Source organism: Tolypothrix bouteillei VB521301 (assembly GCF_000760695.4).
Lineage (GTDB): Bacteria > Cyanobacteriota > Cyanobacteriia > Cyanobacteriales > Nostocaceae > Scytonema > Scytonema bouteillei_A.
Map to the genome: position 1 here is coordinate 8,581,221 of NZ_JHEG04000001.1, position 18,294 is coordinate 8,599,514.

At 43.1% G+C, this 18,294-nt stretch carries 11 protein-coding genes; 6 read left to right on the forward strand and 5 right to left on the reverse strand.

The window, feature by feature from the left end:
* Positions 1-138: 138 nt before the first annotated feature.
* On the reverse strand, positions 139-963 hold the full coding sequence (locus tag HC643_RS35050; RefSeq protein WP_038082591.1) for a nucleotidyltransferase: 825 nt from the start codon (positions 961-963) through the stop codon (positions 139-141).
* A gap of 255 nt (positions 964-1,218) precedes the next feature.
* Here HC643_RS35050 and HC643_RS35055 point away from each other — a divergent pair, with 255 nt between their 5' ends.
* The 4 genes from HC643_RS35055 (at position 1,219) to HC643_RS42265 (ending at position 5,025) form a co-directional block, all read left to right on the forward strand.
* Entirely contained in the window at positions 1,219-1,977 is a 759-nt protein-coding gene (locus HC643_RS35055; RefSeq protein WP_038082589.1) for a metallophosphoesterase family protein, read from the forward strand.
* Between the two features lie 296 nt (positions 1,978-2,273).
* Positions 2,274-3,065: an RNA ligase family protein gene (locus tag HC643_RS35060; protein ID WP_038082588.1), complete on the forward strand. Its 792-nt coding sequence runs from the start codon at positions 2,274-2,276 to the stop codon at positions 3,063-3,065.
* Positions 3,062-4,204, forward strand: a complete 1,143-nt coding sequence (locus HC643_RS35065; protein ID WP_038082587.1) for an AAA family ATPase — start codon at positions 3,062-3,064, stop codon at positions 4,202-4,204. The genes HC643_RS35060 and HC643_RS35065 overlap by 4 nt, the downstream gene beginning before the upstream one ends.
* Before the next feature lie 185 nt (positions 4,205-4,389).
* Entirely contained in the window at positions 4,390-5,025 is a 636-nt protein-coding gene (locus HC643_RS42265; RefSeq protein WP_050046497.1) for a calcium-binding protein, read from the forward strand.
* 177 nt (positions 5,026-5,202) lie between these two features.
* On the opposite strand, the gene HC643_RS35075 is transcribed toward HC643_RS42265, so the two are convergent.
* Together HC643_RS35075 and HC643_RS35080 are read right to left on the reverse strand one after the other, a co-directional pair.
* Positions 5,203-8,388, reverse strand: coding sequence for an efflux RND transporter permease subunit (locus HC643_RS35075; RefSeq protein ID WP_038082586.1), 3,186 nt, complete (start codon positions 8,386-8,388; stop codon positions 5,203-5,205).
* A 32-nt stretch (positions 8,389-8,420) separates the two neighbouring features.
* Positions 8,421-10,034: an efflux RND transporter periplasmic adaptor subunit gene (locus tag HC643_RS35080; RefSeq protein WP_038082585.1), complete on the reverse strand. Its 1,614-nt coding sequence runs from the start codon at positions 10,032-10,034 to the stop codon at positions 8,421-8,423.
* A 486-nt stretch (positions 10,035-10,520) separates the two neighbouring features.
* On the opposite strand from HC643_RS35080, the gene HC643_RS35085 reads away from it, so the two are divergent.
* Positions 10,521-15,194, forward strand: coding sequence for an Hsp70 family protein (locus HC643_RS35085; RefSeq protein WP_038082607.1), 4,674 nt, complete (start codon positions 10,521-10,523; stop codon positions 15,192-15,194).
* Positions 15,195-15,502: 308 nt separating this feature from the next.
* Here HC643_RS35085 and HC643_RS35090 read toward each other — a convergent pair whose 3' ends face one another.
* The gene (locus tag HC643_RS35090) at positions 15,503-15,745 is read right to left on the reverse strand and encodes an effector-associated domain EAD1-containing protein (protein WP_038082583.1); all 243 of its coding nucleotides are present in this window, start codon (positions 15,743-15,745) and stop codon (positions 15,503-15,505) included.
* Positions 15,746-16,247: 502 nt separating this feature from the next.
* Positions 16,248-16,400 (reverse strand): hypothetical protein, encoded by a 153-nt coding sequence (locus HC643_RS35095; RefSeq protein WP_167844580.1) that lies wholly within the window; start codon positions 16,398-16,400, stop codon positions 16,248-16,250.
* Between the two features lie 1,065 nt (positions 16,401-17,465).
* On the opposite strand from HC643_RS35095, the gene HC643_RS35100 reads away from it, so the two are divergent.
* A complete protein-coding gene (locus HC643_RS35100; protein WP_237266012.1) occupies positions 17,466-18,239 on the forward strand; it encodes a phytochelatin synthase family protein in 774 nt (257 codons plus the stop codon).
* The last annotated feature ends 55 nt before the right edge of the window (positions 18,240-18,294 follow it).

An 18,294-nucleotide genomic window follows, 5' to 3' on the forward strand; every position in this document is an offset into this window, starting at 1 on the left:
CGATAAGATGGCTACAAATTTGCTGTCGTAATTGAGTTAATGGCAAGCAGGTGAGCGATCGCTCTTACGGCACTCGCCTATGAGTACAGAAGCCCCGTCCGCAGGGAGCGGCGGGGTAGTTCGCAAATGTCTTCCTTCTCAATCAGATTTACTTTTGATTTCTTCAGTCAGTGTTGTTGTCCATTGAGAAACTTCTTCTACTGTCAAATTCCCTGCAGGCTGAAGCCTTCCATCCTTATATCCCCACTTTTCTACATCAATAAGATACTGTAATGGTGAGAGTAGCGTTCCCTGACAGAGTTTTTCCTTTGGGGGGGGATTGTTGATTTCATCTTGCAACCGCTTGGATAATTCTTGCATTACCCAGTTTGGTATGCGCGATCGCTCTGCTGGGTAGATAAAGCCAAAAAGAATTAAATGGCTGAAGAGGACTCGCCAGTCTGAGCCAAAGCAATGAAGCAGGTATGACCAATCTAAATGTTCAGCACAAGTGAGAATTACGTGAGCAACATCTGCTCCGTCATAGCGATCGCGAGCCATGATGAAGGACTTTGACCACAATAGGTCTTCAGGCGAACAAATTCGGACGGGAATACCCAGCACTTCCACGCTGACAGCACGCTGAAACCAGCCATTATCAACTTCAGTAATACCATTAGCAGAGTTAAAGATAATATCAACAAAGTTTTCACCACAGAAGGCTTTCGCTAACCAGTGTTGTGAATGCACTTCAGTATGACAACTCGCCGCAGATAGAACTTCCATAATTCGCTCTTTATCTTCTGGGCGAACGAAAATATCCAAATCCTTTGTCGGACGTGCAATACCCGTGTGGCGCTCAAAAGCAAATGCTCCTGCAACCAGAAATGGCACTTTAGACTCATTTAGGAGTTGGAGTGCTTGACAGTAGAAAGCGCGAGTTTGCGGTTCGAGTTCAATTTGAGTAATTATCTCAGTTTGCATATTCTTTATATTTGACTTCCCAGATCCTTTTAAACCCTCGTTTTCAGGCTTTTACCTAAAAATGAGGGAGACAAATGCGTAACTGCGTAAGAACTCGATCGTCCTTGAAAACTCAAAATAAATCTTCAATCCAGAGAGCGAAGCCGTACTCTGTAAAAATACTGATATATCTTAAAAACAAATGCTCCTATTGATGCATGAAAATCTACCCAGTAACTGCGCCATGATTGAGTTAAGTTGAATGGGGAAAAACTGATGGCGACAACGAAGGATGTAGTGCGTATAGCAGCAGTAGGAGATATCCATTGTACCAAGACATCTCAGGGAACCTTACAACCCGTGTTTGAGCAAGCGAGCGAGCTTGCCGACGTACTGTTGCTATGCGGCGATTTAACAGACTACGGGCAGCCTGAGGAAGCCCAAGTTCTTGTCAAAGAGCTAGCATCTGCCAAAATTCCAACTATCGCTGTGTTTGGCAATCACGATTATGAATCTGGAAAGCAAGATGAGGTCAAACAAATTCTTACCGAAGCAGGTGTGCGGGTGCTTGATGGGGATGCTTGTGAGATTAAGGGTATTGGTTTTGCTGGGGTGAAGGGATTTGCTGGCGGCTTTGGTTCTAAGGCGTTAGGAGCTTGGGGTGAAGAAGCCATCAAGCATTTTGTCCATGAGGCAGTGAATGAAGCCTTAAAACTAGAATCTGCATTAGCGAGATTGGAAACTTCTCAGCGCATTGCTGTACTTCACTATTCCCCAATCCAGGCTACCGTCGAGGGTGAACCGCCAGAAATTTTTCCATTTCTCGGGTCGAGTCGTCTTGAGGAACCACTCACCCGATATTCGGTGACTGCTGCTTTTCACGGTCACGCTCATAACGGTCATATAGAGGGGCGAACCATAAGTAACATTCCGGTGTATAACGTATCCATGCCGCTTCTGAAGAAAACGCTTCCCGACCAACCACCTTTTCACCTGTTAGAACTTGCAGTTGATGCAGGGGTTGTGAGTGTTTAATTGTTACGAATGTTGAAATAAATACGGGAAGTAATGCATCTTGTGGGGTGGGCTATCTTGCCCGCCCCAAAATAATTGTATTAAAATCAGAAAAACTCCCCAGGGCTAGTGAAGTAGACAATATAAAAATATTTACTCTTGAAAACCAACGGTTACGGCGTATGTAATCTCACATCTCACTTCAAGTCACCTCATGGGCGAATGGCAGCACTTCTCGAATGAAATCGAGTGGCTTTCTCCGTGCAAGTTCGCTTCCGTTCGCTGTGAAATCGCATCGCAGTTGCCAAGGTAAAACAATGGAAACACAAATATACAAATATCCGCGTACCCATCATATTGAGGGTTCGCGACTGCAACCTGGGGATGAAGATCTTGATAGCGTTCCCTTTAGCAGCATACAACAGCAATATGCAGTCGTCGAAGAAAAAGTAGATGGAGCAAATGCTGCTATTAGTTTCGGTGTTGATGGTCAACTCCAATTGCAAAGTCGGGGACACTATCTCACGGGAGGACAGAGGGAAAAGCATTTTAATCTGTTCAAACAGTGGGCAAATACCCACGCTGTTGCTTTTTGGCAGGTGTTGGGAACTCGTTATATTTTGTTTGGTGAATGGCTTTACGCCAAGCACACTGTGTTTTACGACGCTTTACCTCATTACTTTCTTGAGTACGATGTGCTGGATTTGGAAAAGCAACAATTTCTGAGTACGTCTAGCCGCAAGCAGTTATTAGGGGGGTTACCATTGGTTTCCGTACCCGTGCTGTTTGCTGGGGAACTCCTATCTCACAAACAACTGATAGGATTGCTGGGCAATTCCCATTACCAAACTCCCCAACATTTAGAACGCTTTCAGGAACTTTGCCAGGAACGGGGACTGGATGTAGAACGTTCTCTCAAGCAAACCGACCAAACAAATCTTATGGAAGGTTTGTATATCAAGATTGAAGTGGGAGATACGGTAACTGCACGCTACAAGTACGTTCGTTCGAGCTTTTTAACAACTATCAAGCAATCAGATGGGCATTGGCTCAACCGCCCCATCATACCCAATATTCTGCGTCCTGATGTCGATTTGTTCCAACCATGAATACTTCTGTTTCTTCAATATCTTGGTCGTTTCCTCACTGTCCTGACGAAACGAACTGGTCGCTCGATTGGTCGGCGTTAGAATCTGAGTTTGACTGGCTCAGTGCTTTGGCTGACTGTCCTCAAGACCCCCGCTACCATGCTGAGGGTGATGTTCTGATACACACGCGTTTGGTATGCGAGGCATTGGTTGCTTTACCTCAATGGCGATCGCTACCTCCAAAGGAGCGTTCTGTTTTATTTGCTGCTGCTTTGCTACACGATGTTGCAAAACCAGCCGCCACTCAAATAGAAGAAGATGGCGCTATCTCCTCTAAAGGTCATGTCCTACAAGGAGCAAAAATGGCACAAGAGATTCTCTGGGATTTGGATGTTCCTTTGAGAGAACGGGAAGCAATTGTTGCTTTGGTAAAATTTGGCAGTTTGCCTTTGTGGTTTTGGGATAAGCCCAATCCAGAACAGTCTGTTATTAGAGCTAGCCAAATTATACGTTGCGATATGCTGGCAATGCTTGCTGAAGCTGATGTTCGGGGGCGTTATTGCAATGACCAAGCCCAGTTGTTTGAGCGGATTGAGTTTTTCCGCGAATTTTGTCAGGAAAATATGTGCTTGGAGTACCCGCGATTGTTTCCATCGGCTCACAGTCGGTTTGTTTATTTTCAAAAAGAGAATAGCTACCCAGATTATGATGCTTATGATGACACTCGCTTTCAGGTTGTTCTCATGTCGGGATTGCCTGGTTCTGGTAAGGATACCTGGATTCAGGAAAATCTGGCAGACTGGGAAGTTATTTCTTTAGATGAATTGCGAAAGACAATGGGTGTTGACCCAGATGATGACCAAGGAGTTGTCACCAATCAAGCAAAAGCGATGGCTAAAGAATATTTGCGATCGGGACAATCGTTTGTTTGGAATGCAACGAACCTGAGCCGTCAGTTACGCGGGATGTTGATTCGCCTGTTTTCCAGCTATCAAGCCAGGATTCGCATTGTTTATTTGGAAGTTCCTTGGGATGAGTTGTTGCACAGAAATCGCAATCGCGACGCCATGGTACCTGAAAAAGTGCTTTACCGAATGAGGAGCCGTTTGGAAGTTCCCAATATTATCGAAGCGCAACAGGTGGATTGGATAACTCAATAGAAGGTAAAGGGTGGGTAATACCACCCTTCTATTTTTTATTAAAAAAACTGATGTTTTACCTTCAAAATTTGGAAAATATTTTATCAATGAGTTGCGTAAATTCTCGGTTTAACCCAGATAACTTTTATAACTGCACCTAAAACGCAGTTTTACACAACCTTAGTACACAAACAAGGAACTTAAATATGTCTATCAATGGAACTTACCTCAGCGACACACTTTACGGTACTGAAGGTAACGATGTTATCTATGGGTATCCCGCTTCTGGTTACGGCTCTGGTTACGATGATTACGATGGCTACGATACTTTATTTGGCTTTGGTGGTAATGATACCTTGTATGGTGGCAATGAAGATGACACCCTTTACGGTGGAGACGGAAATGATACTCTCTATGGCGGTCTGAATCCAACATACTCTGGTAATGACAAACTCTATGGTGGATACGGTGACGATCTCCTCTATGGTGGTGCTGGCAATGACGAGCTTTCTGGCGGTAGCGGCGATGACAAGCTGTATGGTGAAGCTGGTAATGACAAGCTTACTGGCGGCTATGGCTACGATACCTTAACTGGGGGTGCAGGCGCAGATACTTTTATTCTGGGTGAATGGGGAACTGTCTATGATAATGGATTGGGATTTGACACTATAAAAGACTTTAATTGGGCAGAAGGTGACAAAATTCAAGTCACTGGAAGTTTGAGTGATTACTCACTCAGCAACTTTGGTAATGGAGTAGATATCCTTTATAAAGGTGATTTGATTGCCTATGTCGAGAATACTCAGAACGTTATTATTGGTGCAGACTTTATTTTGGGTTAATCAGTACAGTTCTGCCTTGAAAATAATAAGGCGTTCCTGACTTTAAAATAGAACTTATACCCCCCTTAATCCCCACGCATGAAAGGGGGGAAATGGAAAATCCAATTCCCTCCCCAATGCATCTTACGGTGTACACACTAGTCTTCTAAAGTGCATTAAAAGCGGTTTCGATCCCCCCTAACCCCCCTTAAAAAGGGGGGAAATAGGTTTCCTATTTTCTACAACCGATCGCTTAGATACCAAAAATCTACCAAACTTAGCATATAAAGCAGGTAAGACTACCAATGTTAAAGCTGTAGAAGTGACTAAGCCACCTAAAACGACTATCGAAAGTGGTTGCAAAATTTCCTTACCCGCACCACTTTCTACAACCAGTGGTGCTAATCCCAAAGCTGAGGTAAAAGCTGTCATCAAAATAGCATTGAGACGTTCCATCGAGCCTTCGATTAGAACTTCTCTCAAAGGCATTCCTTCTTTCAATTTTGTATTGTAATTATCGACTAATAACAATCCATTGCGTGTTGCTACTCCAAACAGGGTGATAAAACCAACTAAAGAAGCAATGGAAATTACACCACCTGTTAAAGCGACTGAAAAAACTCCTCCTACCAATGCCAAAGGCAAGTTAATCATAATCATGGCGGTGGAAGAGATTGATTTGACGGAAAGATACATGATGATGGTAATAATGATAAAAGCGATCGCACTAAAAATTAAAATATTTTGACTGGCTCTTTCTTGTGCCTCAAATTGACCTGCATATTCAATGTAATACCCAGAAGGTGGATGTACCTGTTGATTGACTTTGTTACGAATTTCATTCACAATGGAGCGTAAATCTCTACCGCTAGCATTAGCAGAAACAACAATGAGACGGGAGACATTTTCACGGTTAATCGTGTTTGGTCCAGTTCCACTATCAATTGTTGCTACTTGTGCGAGGGGAATTTTATTTCCACTAGGAGTATCAACTAATAAATTGCGAATCGTTTCTGTATTTTGACGTGCTTCTGCTTTTAACCAAACCACCAAATCAAAAGTTTGTTGTTGCTCTAAAATTTGTGATACAACTTTTCCATTTAAAGCAGTTTCAATTGTTTCAGAAAGCTTTCCGATGGTCAATCCATATCTTGAAGCAGCAGGGCGATTAAACTTAATTTGTACTTGTTCTATAGGAACTTGAGGTTCTAGTTGCAAATCAACAATACCCTCAACCGTTTTCATAACCTCATTGACTTGACTTCCGAGATTGCGAAGTTGTTCTAAGTCCGAACCAAAAATTTTCACTGCGATCGCACTTCTTACCCCTGATAAAACCTCATCCATACGGTGAGAGATAAAACCGCCAATATTTGGTGCAACTCCCGGTAACTTATCAAATTCTTCCCGCAACTTAGCAATAGCTCCCTCCCTATCTTCCATAGCTTTGGGGCTCAATTCAATGTCTAGGTGTGCTGAATTCACACCCGCCGCATCAGCATCACCAGGAGCGCGTCCAGAACGCAATTGCACGTAAGGAAATCTCGGATCGCCTTTCAGTGCTGCTTGAATTGCTTCACCTGCAGCATTTGTTGCTTCTAAAGAAACTCCAGGATAAAGAGTTAGGGTATTGACTAAAGTTTGCTCCTGAAATTCTGGCAAAAACACTCTGCCAAAAGAAGGAAAAATAATAGTTGCTGCTAGCAAACTAGCAGTTGCTATAGCTAAAACAATTCCAGAACGTCGGAGAGAAAACGTCAATAAGGGATAATAAAGTTGCTTAAAACATCTGGCAACCCAAGGCTCTCGTTCTGGTAAATAACCGTTAGGTAAAAGAATTGCACATAAAGCAGGAGTGACAGTTAGGGCGGTGATACTCGAAGCAATTACTGCTGCCATATAACCCAAACCCATAGGAATAAAAATACTACCCTCTACACCAGTTAAAGCAAAAACTGGAGAGAAAACAACTATAGTAATGATGGTAGCGCCAAAGACCGAGTCTCGGACTTCCTGACAGCCCTCAAAAACAACATCCAAAACAGGACATGGGTTGGGAGAATGTTTATTTTCTCTCAAACAGCGATAAACATTTTCTGCATCTACAATTGCATCATCAACAGCCGAACCAATAGCAACTGCTAACCCACCCAACGTCATTGTATTTAAACCCTGTCCCATCCAATTGAGTAACAACACTCCTACCAATAAAGATAACGGAAGGGCTGTTAAACAAATAGCTAAATTGCGCCAATTCATAAGAAAGGGTATTAAAATAATGGCGACAATAATAGCACCTTCAACTAAAGCCTCTCTGACATTTTCAATTGAAGAATCAATATAACTTTCTTGCCGAAATGTTGCTTGTACTTTCACATTCTTTGGCAAGCTAGCCATAACTTCTTTCATGGCTTCTTCAATAGCACGAGTTACAGTAGGAGTATCGGCTTGAGGCTGTTTGTTAATCATCACAATGATTGCCTTTTGACCGTTAAAACTCCCATCTCCCCGCTTAATAGCTGCTCCAATTTGCACGTCAGCAACATCGGATATTCTTACAGGCGTACCATTGCGAGCCGTAATCGCAGATTGCTGTAATTCTTCAAGAGATTCAATGCGCCCGATACCCCGAATTAACTTTTCGCGATCCGAAGTGATTAAATAACCGCCAGGGGCATTGATATTAGCAGCAGATGTAGCTTCTACTACGTCTTCTAAGGTAACATTATAAGCTTTTAACTTTTCTGGCTCGACTAAAACTTGATATTGACGAACATCTCCTCCATAAGCAACAACCTGACTCACCCCAGGGACAGCTAATAGACGATTGGTGACTAGCCAATCTACTATACGTCGCAGTTCCATCAAGGAAGTGGGAGACACGGGAGAGGGGGGATAGGGGGTAGACACGGTAGAATTTTCTTCCTTGTCTCCCTTGTCCCCAATATAAAAGGCATACTGCAACACTGTTCCAATGGGAGAACTGGTGGGAGATATCTGTGGTGTTTCTACTCCTTCTGGAAGTTTGCTTTGAGCTTGTTGCAACCGTTCTGTAACTAATTGGCGGGCTTGATAGATATCTGTTCCCCAATTAAAAATGATTTTAACAACGGAAAGCCCTGACGCACTTGCAGAACGGACTGCTGTAATTCCTGGAGTCCCGTTGATAGAACTTTCAATAGGTAAAGTGACTAGGGATTCTACTTCTTCAGGGGCTAGCCCCGGTGCTTCTGTTTGAATTTCGACTTGTGGAGGTGCGAAGGTGGGAAACACATCTAAGGGCATTTGGATAATTGTACGAAATATCCACAGAGTTAGAATAATTGTTCCCAAAATGACGAGCCAACGACGTGCGATCGCCCACTTAATAATACTACTTAGCATATTTGATAGATTACTTGTAAAATTTTTGACCTTTATCGGGCAATGCCATCACTCCATTCTGGTTTTTCTGTGTGAGTTTCTTCTGGTAAAGTGATGGACTTTATCGGTGGTTGAGAGTTGGTTTGACGACCAGACCAGAAAGCACCAGCGATGAAAGCGACAATTGCGATCGCAGTTCCTCCCCCTGCTGCTAGCAGCCAAAACAGAGGAGTTGGGGATGGGGAAGTAGGGGAATGGGAAGAAGTTTGTTGGATTTCTTTTCCTTTGTGAGAACTGCTTCTTAAGGATTGAGCATAAAGCTGAGGTACGCGTTGTGTGACGATCTCGTCTCCTTGAAATAAACCAGTCTTGACCTCAACCAGATCTCCAGAAGTTTGACCTAAGGTAACCTCAACAGGTTGGTAAGTATTACCGCTTTGCACGTAAACTTGTTTCTTGCCATTTGCCTCAACTATGGCAGAACTGGGAATTACCAAGCTCTCTGACAATGCTTCATTAGTGAGAATTTCAAGTTCTGCAAACATTCCCGGTTTGAGAACTCCACTTGTATTATCTATTTCTGCTTTTACAGAAACAACTCGTGTATCGCCTTCCACCACAGATCCAACGACAGCAATACGTCCGTTGAAAGTGAGATTGGGAACAGAAGTCACTTTAACGTTGACCTGTTGACCTGTCCTAACTTTACTTAAATCCTTTTCATAAATACTTGCTGTTGCAAAAACTCGGCGATCGTTGACAATGGTCATGAGCTTACCACCGGCATCTTCAAAAGATTGACCGAGAGTTGCTTCCCTATCAGCAATTTTACCGAATATTGGCGCAGTTACCGTTACCAATCCTTTTACGTTTGCTCGATTTCCCAGTTGTTGCAGCCGAGTTTCATAAGCAGCATTGCTAAGTTTAATACGCGATTTTGCCACTTCAACGGCTGCTTGAGCGCGTTTGAGTTGATTTTCAGCCTCAATCACATCGCGGCGGCTGTTTGCTTTGGTGAGTTCTGCTTTTGCTCGTGCTAGCTGGGTTTGAGATTCCAAAGCGGTGCGGCGTGGTAAGGCACCAGAGTCTGTCAATTGTTGGTCTTTTTCGTATTTTTCTCGAGAAAAAGCAACCACGCTTTGTGCTTCTGCTATCTCTGCTGCTGCAATCTGCTGATATTTCTCGTAGTTTTGCTGGGCAAGCTTTAAGTCTGCGATCGCTTGTTGCAAATCGGCTTGTCCTTGAGCAAGTTTTTCTTGGGACTCAACGCGCAGTGTCACCAAATCGGGACTAGTTAAAACCGCAACAGGTTGACCTTTGCGAACCAATGCACCAGGTTCCACCAACAGTTCAACCACTTTTGCCCCAGAAATTGGAGTCGTAACTTCCACTTGTCGATTGGGTAAAGTTTCAATTTGTCCGATAGTTTTAATGCCAACAGCTAATCGCTGACGCTTCACTGGCTCAACTTGAATTCCCATGCGTTTAGCAGTTTCAGTTTCCACTTGAATCGAGGCGGTACCGCTAGTGGTTTCACCACCTTGAAATTCATTTCCGTGTCCGGCATGCGCTAAAACGGCTGTGGGGCTGGATAGTAACATAAAGCTTAGGGCTGCACTGGAAATGCAAGGAACTACTTTAAACAACTGAGGCAAAGACTTGGGCATGGTGCTTTAATAAATTTTTACTACTGGGAAGAAAGAATACAAAATGTGCATGCACCTTTCAGTTTGTCACTGAGAAATGAAAATGAGATGAAATCAGCAAACAGCCCTTATCCCTAAACCAACTCCCAAATCCCTTAGGGAGTTAGAGAAATCACATAATTTCGCTATCTAAGATTGCATGCAACTTCCTGACTTTAAAATTTCTGTACAGACACTTTCACTTAATGGTCTGTGAAGTAAATTTACACAGTGCAGTTCGTATAAATTTTTGAAAAAGATTTTCTTTACAGAACTTCATTTATTGATATTTCAGCTAATCCCCGTGTATCCCGTGGGATGACTTTGTTAAAACTATGGAAATAGCATATAGCATGATGCATTATTCAATCCACCATGTGATATGTTACAGACAATTGATGACAACATGAATATTAAAAAACCTTTGACGCGTCTGCCTTAAATATATTTATGTTTCCTAAAAGAAAAATGTCTAATTGGCACTTGCACTTAAAGAGGTTATTTCAAGCTTTATGCAGACCTCTAGTCAATCTGCTAAGAACGCTACAGGGATTGAAAAATTCTCGTCAACGGCTAGCCAAGACTTGCGAAAAGTTACAAAGACAATTAGAGACGACCCAAGACAGGGACAAAGCTTGGCAGACTTATACACAAGCTTTATTTCTGGCCAGGAAATGCAGCGATCGCCAGGAACTCACTCAAGTCATTCTTAAATTCGATCCGCTTTTAGGCGAACAAACTCCGAGTCCTAGCTTGGCGATCGGACAAGCACTCTCTTTTCTGCTAGAAGCAAAACCTCAAACCGCTCAAAATCTGGACGCTGCATGGCGACTATCGCAACGATTGCCCGAACCTTCATCGATACAGGAAATCCAGCAACAGATATGTTTGCAAGCAGCAAGAATTGGTGATAGCAACCTGCTGTTAGCTAAGTTACTCAAGCGGCGTCAGGAAGGTACTTTAGATAAATCACAACTTTTGGAAGTTGTCAATATTTTTTTAGAAAATCACACTTTTCAACTGGCCGCTCCTTGGAAGTCATTTTTTGCACAGTTGCAGCCAGATGAACTTCCCAAAATACATCAAGTTTACGCTCTTGTCGATCGCTATATTGAAGCTGCGGATTTGGCGGAAACTGCTCAAGATTACCGCAGTGCTGTGCATTACCTCATGCCTCTAGCTGGTCAGGAACATGCTTTGCGGCAGTTGAATTTGGCTAATCGGTTAGGAGATGAGAGAGCGATCGCTCAAGCGCATGAGAAAGTAGCAGAGATTTTTTGGCAAGATGGGGACTACACCACAGCCATCACACATTTTCAACCTGCAGGTAATCTAGAACGGGTCAGCGATTGTCACCAGAAACTTGGAAAATTAGGGCTAGCTATTCAATACCGTCCCAGTATTACCCCTGAGTGGGTGCAGTCAATTCGAGAATTATTAGAGAACACAGTTAGGTTACACATCGAACATCAGGAATTTTTAGCGGCTGTGCAGTTGTTAAAGTCTGTAGCCACAGCATGGCAGGAAAAATCTCAAGTACCTGAAGCTGAACGGACACAACGTCTTTTATCAGAAGCAGTCAGAACCGCTCGTGCTGCCTTAACGGCTGAGTTGTCAGGCTGTGCGGGACAGTCTACCACAGACCTGTTTAAACGCTGGAGTCTTCTGGAAGAGGCGGCGGGAAACTATCTCGAAGCTGCATCGCAAGCTGAGAAAGCCCAAGATTATTTTGCTGCTTCTGTGTTATTTGAAAAAGCTAGTGCATTTGGACAAGCTTTAGTTGCCCTAGAATCTGCTTCCCCGGAAGCAGTTGATATCGGAAGAAAGGCACAGTTGCTAGAAGAAGGCGGTGACTTTTTTATGGCGGCATCCCTGTATGAACAGTTGGGAGAAACCGAGCGGGCGATCGCACTTTACGCACAAGCCGGGGAGTTCTTGCGGGCAGCAGAGTTACGCCAACAGCAACTAGGTGATGAGCAAGCTGTGTTCGATCGCCAATTCCAAGAATTGCTGCAAAGATCTCAACGGGTAGAACAACTAGCCCAATTGTGTGCAGAGCAAGCCAATGCTGCAGGACAATCTGCTACCCAAAAAGCCAAATTATGGCGGCGGATCAAAGATTTGGCACAGCAAGATCTGTTGGGGCAAAAATGGCTGGACTTGGTAGCGATTGAGCTTCCTGAGATAGAAGTGCAGGATCGTCGCTATTTTGAGGAGCAGGCAACAAGATGGGTAACAGATGCAACTAAGCAAGTTTTAGCAGATTATGTTGATGCGATTGGTTTGGATTTAGGCACTAGTAACAGTGTAGTGTGTCTTTACAACAAACGAGAAAGAAGACCAGAAGTTGTGGAACGGCGAAGACAACGGCAGATCCCCTCGGTTTTCGCGATCGACCAATCGGGGCGGGAAATAGTAGGAACCCCCATTGCTGAGTTGTTGAGCAAGTCCCCTCGCGCCATCATCACCAAAGCTAAACGGCACATGGGAACAGACCTAAAATTTCGCGCAGCGGGTCAGGAATATCGAGCCGAAGAAATTTCCGCCCGCATTATCAACTGTGCGCGTGAGTTTGCCAGGGAGTACCTGCGAACACAGATTACCGCCCGAGTTTCGACAATTGCCGCAAGAACGATGGGATCCGCTGCTCCTGCTGATTGGGTGAATGAGTTTCTAGCGCAATATCCACCCGTAATTTCTTTAAACAACATCGTCATCACTGTACCAGCTTACTTTAATGAGGCGCAGAAACGGGCAACTAAAACTGCTGGATTTCTCGCGGATATTCGCGTGCTGCGGTTGATCCACGAGCCAACAGCGGCTTGTCTTGCCCAGCATATCTACGAACATAAAACTGAAACAATTTTAGTCGCTGACTTAGGTGCGGGAACTTTCGACCTTTCCATTATTGAAACTGGAAGTGGTGTGTTTGAAGTACATCAGATTGAGGGTGATAACACTCTTGGAAGTGCAGATTTAGACGAAATCATCTACACGCACTTTAATGAATTTGTCAAGGTTGAGACAGGGCAAGAGATTCCGCGCAACAGTCAAGCTGCAACTCGCTTGCGCCAAGCTTGTGAAGAACTCAAGATTGAACTGTCTACACAAAGCGAATGGACAATCGATTTACCTTATCTGATTGGCGATCGCACAATCCAATTAACCCTAACACGAGCAGAACTAGAACGATTGGCATCCCCCTGGCTGGAACGGATTCGCAGTACCTGCCAAAAAGTCACAGAAAAACCCACTCGTGTCCTGCTGATTGGAGGGGGTGGGCTAATGCCCGCAGTTCGCCAATGTATTGGCGATGTATTTCATCTAGAGCCTGATTCTGCATACGATCCCTTGACAGTTGTTGCCCGTGGTGCGGCTTTGCAAGCGGCAATTCTCACGGGTGATTTCCATAACACGCTGTTGCTTGATGTTGTACCTTTTAGTTTAGGGATTAAATGCCGGGTTGAGTCTGGGGAATTTCAGTTTAGTCGTGTCATTCCCAAACACACCACAATTCCCACTGACAACACCCAGCGATACACGACCACTGAAGATAACCAAACTGCGGTTAGAATTGAGGTTTTTCAGGGAGAATCATCTGTTTCTGAAGAAAATTTCAAGATTGGCGAATTTATCTTACAAGGCATTCCCATTGCCCCAGCCGGCGTACCGCAAATTGATGTTAAGTTTGCTATTGATGCTAATTGTTTGCTCACTGTAACGGCTCGGGACGTTGGGACAGGTAATGAACAGAGTATTACGATCGCTGATTCTCATTTGCTCACCCCCGCACAAATGACTTCGCTGCAAAGTCGATTCCGTGACTCACAACTCTATCAAAAATCGCTATCTGGTTTAGAAAAGCTGATGGCAAAGTTGCAAGCGACCTTGCACGATGTAGAAACAGCAGACGTTCTTGCTTTGTCAACCCGCTTTCAAGATCGCTTTCAAACTTACGAAAGACATCGGGAACGCTATTCACCCACATCTGCGAATAACAATACACTTTTTGATATTTATCGCGATCGCATTCAATTAGAGAACAACACCAGATTAGCACTAGATCAATGGAATACCTTAAGCCGCAGTATTCGCCTGTGGTTAGATGGTTATAAATCTTTAGATTGGCGTGCTACAGAAATTACCGATCGAGTACAGCGTTTGTTAGAAGATGGCGAGCAGTTACTGCAACGCGCTGAAGATGCCAAAATGGTTATCATTGATATCGCAGCCAACTATCAAAGATGGTTGAGCGTGCTGGAGAACTTGCCCATTAACCTTGAAGGTCAACCTCAAGAGCTAGCACAACATTTTTTACGTCTGCAACGTTACTCAGAAGCTTTGACCCAGTTTGAGCGACTGGCTGCACCTCTGTCTTCCCAACAAGTAGAACTTGGTTTAGAAATTCTAGCTCGTCTCCGACAACGCGAAGCTTACACAACGTTATTGCGCGAACATGCAGCCCCCTTGGGAGTTCACCAACCAGATTTTGCCAACCTCAATCATGCTGTCCGCATTTACACTGCCTCAGTTGTTTGGATACATGTTGATATGAATGGTTGGGCTGCAAGTGGCAGTGGTTTTGTCATTGGCTCTCGCTACATCGCTACCAATCGCCACGTACTCATAAACGAGAAAACAGGAAACTGTGTTCCATCCCAAGCTGTACGGGTGATTACCAACGAGGGGGCTTTGGAAGTTGTATCGATTCATTTGCCCAGTTGGGGTGCAGATGATGTAGCAATTTTGGAGGTGCAGCCAGTATCTAATCCGCTGACACCCTTGCGCTTGGGCTTTTCGGAACTAGTAGAAGTGGGAGAGCGGATTGTAACCGTTGGTTTTCCTTCTCCTGAAAGTGGAGGATTTGTCGAGAATCTCTACTGCAACATAGGGTTAATTAATCGTGTCCGTCCCAGCCCGCTTTGCTCTCAGCGAGTGCTGGAGGTGAGCATTCCTTTGCAAGGAGGTATCAGTGGCGCACCTATCTTGAATCAATGGAGCGAAGTAATTGGACTGTTAACTTTCTCGTTGGAGCGCAGACAGGAGTCGGCTAGCGGACAGATTCACAGCGATCGGTCATTTTATGCCATTCCGGTAGAACTTTTACGCCGCTTGCGAGCCGCAATTAATAATGAATGGTAACTACTAGGGCGCTCGTCGAGATAAGTAGAGAGGCGCAAAAAAACCGAACTGTGTAACGAAGCTAGGACTTACGCTCAGTCATACCAAATCCGTTTCTCCAACCCCTTTTACCCTAACGATTGGAAATCGTGGCTGTACAAACGAAGTCCGCCTACGCGGACTAGATTATTAAAGGGGGTACAAGAGGCGGATTTAGTATCAGTCGTTGCGCTACATAATCTAGTACAAACTCCCCCAGTTTATCAAATCGTTCCTGTCCAAATTGCTCTTTCAGTTCCCGCAACAACAAATTGCGATCGCTTTTAAGCTTAGATGCCAGGATTCGATTTATGTGCTGCATCAACTAAATCTTTAAGCCATCCTTCAGATTTGGCTTTTTGTATTAATCTGAAAACGATTTCTTTTAAATCACTACCTACAACAATTACGTTTAAATTTTTTTCTAATTTAACTAATAACATCTCCTCTAACGAAAATTTATTAGGAAAAGCATCAATGAAAGCTTCTTGTAATTTTTGATGCTGTTTACCAGATAAGTGTATATTTTTCAATACAAGTTAGTTATATTGCAGATAATTCGAGAAAATAATGCAATACAGTTGTATAACCGTTAGTGAATGCGATTCACACCTAATGCAAGACCTAATTCTCGCACTCGTCCAATACGCGATAACTATTATACAACAGCAGGCGGGACTGGGAAATTGAGTCATCTCCTAAAAACAATCGGGACTTGAGGTGACCTTCAGGTGACCTTCAAACATAACTCAGTTCAATTCCGGGTTTTTTAGTTGCTTGAGAAATTCGTTCATCAAACCATGTTTTTCAATCAAAGCAATTGCTTCGTCAATAGCTCCAGACCTATTACCCAGTGGAATCAAGTAAGGAAATTGTATGCGGTAGCAAACCCACTTTTACGTACTTCTTACATTTTCTAGACGCTACCGACTTCTTGAGCGCTTTGATTCTATTAGGGTTAGTTCCTCTTTTGTTTGTTTTTTGCTGCATAAATCCTCCTGTTGTTTTGAATCTACATATAGACGATTGAATCGTCTATATGTAGGTTTGATTCACGCTAGAAACAACAAGACGGTTGTTGCTGATTGGAAGCCAACGCGTCCGATCGCGCACGTTGGCAAAGTCGGGTAAGTTGTGGACAATGCGGGTGAGTCGTTGGAAGTCAAGCTGGGATAGCTGGACGGTCACGATTACTGCTCCTATACAGTAAGGCGTTTCTACTTTAGTAGAAGGCAAGATAAATTTGTGGCTGCTAGCTGTAGCCAGCCTTTTTTTTGTTGGTATCACTACTAATATTCTTTGACACTAGGAAGTTATTTTGCTAGAAATGTGAGAATGATATTAAAAGAATGTACTTAGATAAATGAAAATATGTTTTATAACTCTTAAAGGTTTCCGCTGTTTTGGTGATACACCAACTACTGTGAGTTATCAGATGGTATCACGGGATTTGACGGAACCAATGGTTTTGGAAAGGCCGCCTTACTTGAAGCGATTTTACGTGTATTTGGTATAATTATATATAAAGTTTTAGCTGGCTCATCCAAAGAGCTACCCGTGTGTCCTGGATAACTTCTCGCCCCTGAAATCTAAACAATAGATGAAGCTCTATGCTAATACGCTTTGGCATTGGTACGGTAGATACTTGTTCAAGAATGCATACTTGTTCATTTTATTATGGTTGTACTACCGGATGTGATATTAGCCATTAGCTATTAGCAATCCAAATTTTTACAAATGATTTAGGATTGCTATAGAGAAATTTTGTTTTTTTATAAAACTACACTTAATACTTAGTATTTCAAAGAAAAATGAAATTAGGATGAAATTTTCACGGCAACCAGTAACAGAATAATCTGCAATCCATAATTGCAAATTGGACTGAAGCCACTTGACTCTCCAGCTAATAGGAGGGTTTAAGATAAACTCAGTAATTTTTTCTGGGTGATTTTGCGAAAACACAAACCTCTGTAACGAAAAGTAAAATCTTATTAATTCGGCCTCCAGATATGATGCAGGCGCTCAATTGCAATTGCAAAGTAATTACGCTTGTTAACCCTAAACCACTAAATTAGTATTACCTAAAGAAATCCAAATTTATGGAAAGATGTTAAAAATAGCTGGGAAATTGGGAAAAATACTTGACGTTAGGTAAGACATGACCGATCTCATTCGTAATTTGGTAAGTCATGCCCTACCTACTTTCACAATTTATATTGCAATTCAATAACTCTAAATTAATAAACAAATTGAATGATTTATCAATGTATGGACACTCATGGATTTTACCGCCGACCTTTACCGTCACAACTTATTGCTTTTTCATCTTTAGAAGGCAGACAAATTTTCACAGAAGCATTAACTCTAGGAGGTATGGACAGTTACTTTGCTCTGGCTGAGCAGTTTCATACCCAGTCAGAACCTGCTTATTGCGGTCTTGGTACGCTCGTTGTTGTCCTTAACGCACTGTCCATCGATCCGGGTCGAATCTGGAAAGGTTTGTGGCGATGGTACAGTGAGGAAATACTTGATTGCTGCTTGCAATTGCGAGCAATTAAAGAACGGGGAATGACATTTGACCAATTTGTCTGTTTGGGACGTTGTAATGGAGCGAAAGTAGAGGCTTATCGTTATGATAATACAACTATCGAAGCATTTCGAGAAGCGATCGAACAAGCTGCTCGATCTCCAGAAGGGTTTCACATGGTTGTCTCTTACTCACGAGAAGTTTTAGGACAAACTGGAGATGGGCATTTTTCCCCGATAGGAGGATATCATCGAAAACGAGATTTAGTTTTAATTATGGATGTTGCTCGCTTTAAATACCCGTCACACTGGGTTCCTTTATCACTACTCTGGGATGCTCTTGCTCCTCTCGATCCGGCAACTGGAAAGCCCCGAGGTTACATTTTATTATCGAAAGAAGACGATTTTCGATCGCATTCTTCTCCAACTTGTACTGATTTTCTAGCTAATAAACAACTCAATATATTGGAAACATACATGAATATATCCCAGCCTTTTTAAGACTTTCCATTGCCAACTACTCGATCGCTAAATTTTACGCCAATCTAATTATAAA

Excerpts from the sequence above, each read along its gene's own strand:
- HC643_RS35080 (WP_038082585.1), bottom strand. The coding sequence starts at position 10,034 with ATGCCCAAGTCTTTGCCTCAGTTGTTTAAAGTAGTTCCTTGCATTTCC.
- HC643_RS35055 (WP_038082589.1), top strand. The coding sequence starts at position 1,219 with ATGGCGACAACGAAGGATGTAGTGCGTATAGCAGCAGTAGGAGATATC.
- HC643_RS35050 (WP_038082591.1), bottom strand. The coding sequence starts at position 963 with ATGCAAACTGAGATAATTACTCAAATTGAACTCGAACCGCAAACTCGC.
- HC643_RS35065 (WP_038082587.1), top strand. The coding sequence starts at position 3,062 with ATGAATACTTCTGTTTCTTCAATATCTTGGTCGTTTCCTCACTGTCCT.
- HC643_RS35075 (WP_038082586.1), bottom strand. The coding sequence starts at position 8,388 with ATGCTAAGTAGTATTATTAAGTGGGCGATCGCACGTCGTTGGCTCGTC.
- HC643_RS35085 (WP_038082607.1), top strand. The coding sequence starts at position 10,521 with ATGTCTAATTGGCACTTGCACTTAAAGAGGTTATTTCAAGCTTTATGC.
- HC643_RS35060 (WP_038082588.1), top strand. The coding sequence starts at position 2,274 with ATGGAAACACAAATATACAAATATCCGCGTACCCATCATATTGAGGGT.
- HC643_RS42265 (WP_050046497.1), top strand. The coding sequence starts at position 4,390 with ATGTCTATCAATGGAACTTACCTCAGCGACACACTTTACGGTACTGAA.
- HC643_RS35100 (WP_237266012.1), top strand. The coding sequence starts at position 17,466 with ATGATTTATCAATGTATGGACACTCATGGATTTTACCGCCGACCTTTA.